The organism is Sandarakinorhabdus rubra, assembly GCF_010994245.1.
Classification (GTDB): domain Bacteria; phylum Pseudomonadota; class Alphaproteobacteria; order Sphingomonadales; family Sphingomonadaceae; genus Sandarakinorhabdus; species Sandarakinorhabdus rubra.
Map to the genome: position 1 here is coordinate 1 of NZ_WMHO01000279.1, position 2,860 is coordinate 2,860.

Annotated in this window: 3 protein-coding genes and 1 pseudogene; all 4 read right to left on the minus strand. The window is 70.3% G+C overall.

Annotated elements, in window-relative coordinates; all coding sequences use genetic code 11:
* A pseudogene (locus tag GJV64_RS13300) lies at nucleotides 1-621 on the minus strand (heparinase); the annotation flags it as partial.
* Nucleotides 621-1,322 carry a ribulose-phosphate 3-epimerase gene (gene rpe, locus GJV64_RS13305; RefSeq protein ID WP_164157830.1) on the minus strand — a complete coding sequence of 234 codons (702 nt, stop codon included), beginning with the start codon at nucleotides 1,320-1,322 and terminating at the stop codon, nucleotides 621-623. The gene rpe and the pseudogene GJV64_RS13300, both read right to left, overlap by 1 nt.
* A gap of 119 nt (nucleotides 1,323-1,441) precedes the next feature.
* Complete coding sequence (locus GJV64_RS13310) at nucleotides 1,442-2,692, minus strand: peroxiredoxin family protein (protein ID WP_164157832.1); 1,251 nt, start codon at nucleotides 2,690-2,692, stop codon at nucleotides 1,442-1,444.
* 42 nt (nucleotides 2,693-2,734) lie between these two features.
* Nucleotides 2,735-2,860, minus strand: a 126-nt coding sequence (locus GJV64_RS13315; RefSeq protein ID WP_164157834.1) for a DnaJ domain-containing protein, incomplete at its 5' end; no start/stop codon positions are given.

Below are 2,860 nucleotides of genomic sequence, written 5' to 3' on the forward strand. Positions count from 1 at the left end.
CGCACGGCGGGCGGCGCGATCGAGATGCCGCGCCCAGGTCGCCAGCGCCGACAGCAGCGCCGAGCGGTAGATCTGGTTGCTCGATGAGAGGATCAGCGGCGCATGGCCCAGCGCCATCAGCAACCGGGTGCCGGTGATGTCGGCGCGCCAGGCCAGCGGATCATAGTCCGGGAAGCTGGCCAGCCAGCGCTCCACCAGCGGCTCGGCGGCGCGGGTGGCGGCGGCGCGGTCGGGCAACAGGGCAAGATCGCGCAGCCATTCCCAGCCGTGTGCCCAGGCCTGCCACTCGGCTGGCGGCGCCGTCTCGCGAAAGCTGATGTCGCGTGTCATCTGGGTGTGGCCGGCGTGGATCAGCCGGCCCGCCAGGATGCGTTCGCCAATGTGCGGATCGCCGGGCACCGGATCGGCCGGCACGCCCAGCAGCTTCAGGGGAAAGCGGCCGCGCAGCCGCAGCCGGTGCAGCGGCGTTGCATAGACGCGCGCGGCTACACCGGCCACCACGCGCTCCGAAAGGGACGGTCCGCGATCGCCGCCGCTGCGCTGCAGGCTGCCGGCAATGTCTTCCGCGGCGCCGTCGCGCTCCGGGGTCGTTTCGCTGCTCGGCTCGCGGCGGCCGGCCATCAACCGCCCCTGAGGGTCGCGATATTGGCGGCATAGTGGGCCGCCCCGCCCTTGAAGCTGGCGGTGCCGGCCACCAGCACGTCGGCCCCGGCGGCGATCACCTGCGGAGCGGTGACGGCATCCACCCCGCCATCCACCTCGAGGTGGATTGAGCGGCCGCTGTCCTCGATCATGCGGCGCAGCCGGGCGATCTTGGCAAGCTGGCTGGTGATGAAGCCCTGGCCACCAAAGCCGGGATTGACGCTCATGACGAGGATGAGATCGATGTCGCCCAGCGCGTCTTCGATCAGGCTCACCGAGCTGGCCGGGTTCAGCACCACGCCGGCCTGCTTGCCCAGGCCTTTGATGCGCTGGATGGTGCGGTGCAGGTGCGGGCCGGCTTCGGGATGGACGGAGAGGATGTCGGCGCCGGCCTCGGCAAAGGCCTCTAGATAGGGGTCGGCCGGGCTGATCATCAGGTGCACGTCAAACGGCAGCGGGCTGTGCGGGCGCAGCGCCTTCACCACCATGGGGCCGATGGTGAGGTTGGGCACGAAATGCCCGTCCATCACGTCGACGTGGATCCAGTCCGCCCCGGCGGCGGTGATGGCGGCCACCTCCTCGCCCAGCCGCGCGAAATCCGCTGACAGGATCGAGGGCGCGATGCGGACCTGGCGCGCGCTGGCACCAGGTGGGTGATCGGGGGAGGGGCTGTCTGGCATCGCTGCAGACTTAGCAGGGCCGGCCCCCGGGTGGTAGGGGGCGGCCCCCTGCCGCGGCGCAGCCTTCTGTGGATCGTTCGCCGCCTGCGCCCAGCGGTGCCGAGCGCGGGCGGCGCCACTCAGGCGCGTTCCTTCAGCAGGCGCGACACTGTCTCGTCAAACTCGCGCTTCACTTTCTCGTTCATGGCGCCGGTGGCGGGGCCGGCCCAGCCGACATGGACTTCCCGAACCTTGCCATCTCGCCCGATGAAGATGGTCGACGGCCACACCTTCACCGGCGCCAGGTCGCCCAGCACCTTCTTGGTGTCCTCGGCGTTGGGCTGGCCGGCATAGACCATCGGGTAGGGCAACTTGTAGCGCGTCTTGAAGCTGGTGATCTGGCGCATCGCGCGCGCCTGATCGGTGCCATACTCGAACTGCAGGCCGATCAGTTCCAGCCCATCCTTCTGGCGGCGGGTGGCATAGGGGCCGAGGAACAGTGCCTCGTCGTGGCAATTGGGGCACCAGGCGCCGCCGATCGAGATCACCACCACCTTGCCCTTGAAGCGCGGATCGCTGAGGCTGACCATCTGGCCATCGGGCGTCGGCAGGCGGAACGCCAGCCGGTCGGCGCCGGGCTTTTCCACCACCACGGCCTCGATGTCGGCTTGGCGTTCCTTCTTCGCGGCCCACGGGTTGCCCGCCGCCGGGCTGGTCGCCCCGAAGTTGGCGCCCTTCAGCGTGTCGCCGCTGAGCGTGCCCTGCCACAGGCCGGTGGAGCTGCCGTCGAAGGCCGACAGCTTCAGCTGGCTGCCGTTCAGTTCGCCGGCCAGATAGCGCACGTCGCCGGTTGGCAGCTGCACCGTGCCGGTCACCTGCGCGCCGGTCTGCTTCAGCATCATCACGCCCTTGATGGCGCGCGGGCCATAGCTGATATCCCAGCGCCCGCCGACATTGCCGGCCGGCTTCACGACGCCCGGGGTGAAGCGCCAGGTGCCACGCTGGGCCTTGGCGACCAGCGTGACCGGGCCGGTGGAGCGCAGCACGGTGGCCGTGCCGGCCAGCGTGCCGCCGGCCGCCGCCTTCAGCTCGATCCGGCTGTTATAGCTGGGGAAGGTGAGGGTGATGCTGTCCGCCGTCACCGCCACCTGTTCGGCGCGCAGCCGTTCCGGCGGATTGACGATATAGGCCAGCGGCCCGGCCTTGCCCTCGCGCACGTCGAGCGTGAAAGGCAGCGGCCCGCCGGGGTGGTTCTCGAAGCTGACGCGCCACTGGCCATAAAGGCCGGCGGCGCTGGCGGCCGTTGCAGTGCCGGCCAGCAGCAGGGCGGCAATCACGGGGGCGGTGCGGGCAAAGTTCATCATGCTCTCCCTCAAGAACAATATCGTCATCGCCTCAACCCATGGCTTTCTTGGGCGCGGCCAAGGCGGGCTTTAGCGTGCAGCCGCATCGGCCGCCGCGCGCCGGGCGGCATCGGCAGCCGACAGCACGTCCCAGGCCGCCTGCACGGCCCGGAACCGCTCGGCAGCTTCGGGGTTGTTGCCGGCGACATCGGGGTG

Excerpts from the sequence above, each read along its gene's own strand:
- rpe (WP_164157830.1), bottom strand. The coding sequence starts at position 1,322 with ATGCCAGACAGCCCCTCCCCCGATCACCCACCTGGTGCCAGCGCGCGC.
- GJV64_RS13310 (WP_164157832.1), bottom strand. The coding sequence starts at position 2,692 with ATGACGATATTGTTCTTGAGGGAGAGCATGATGAACTTTGCCCGCACC.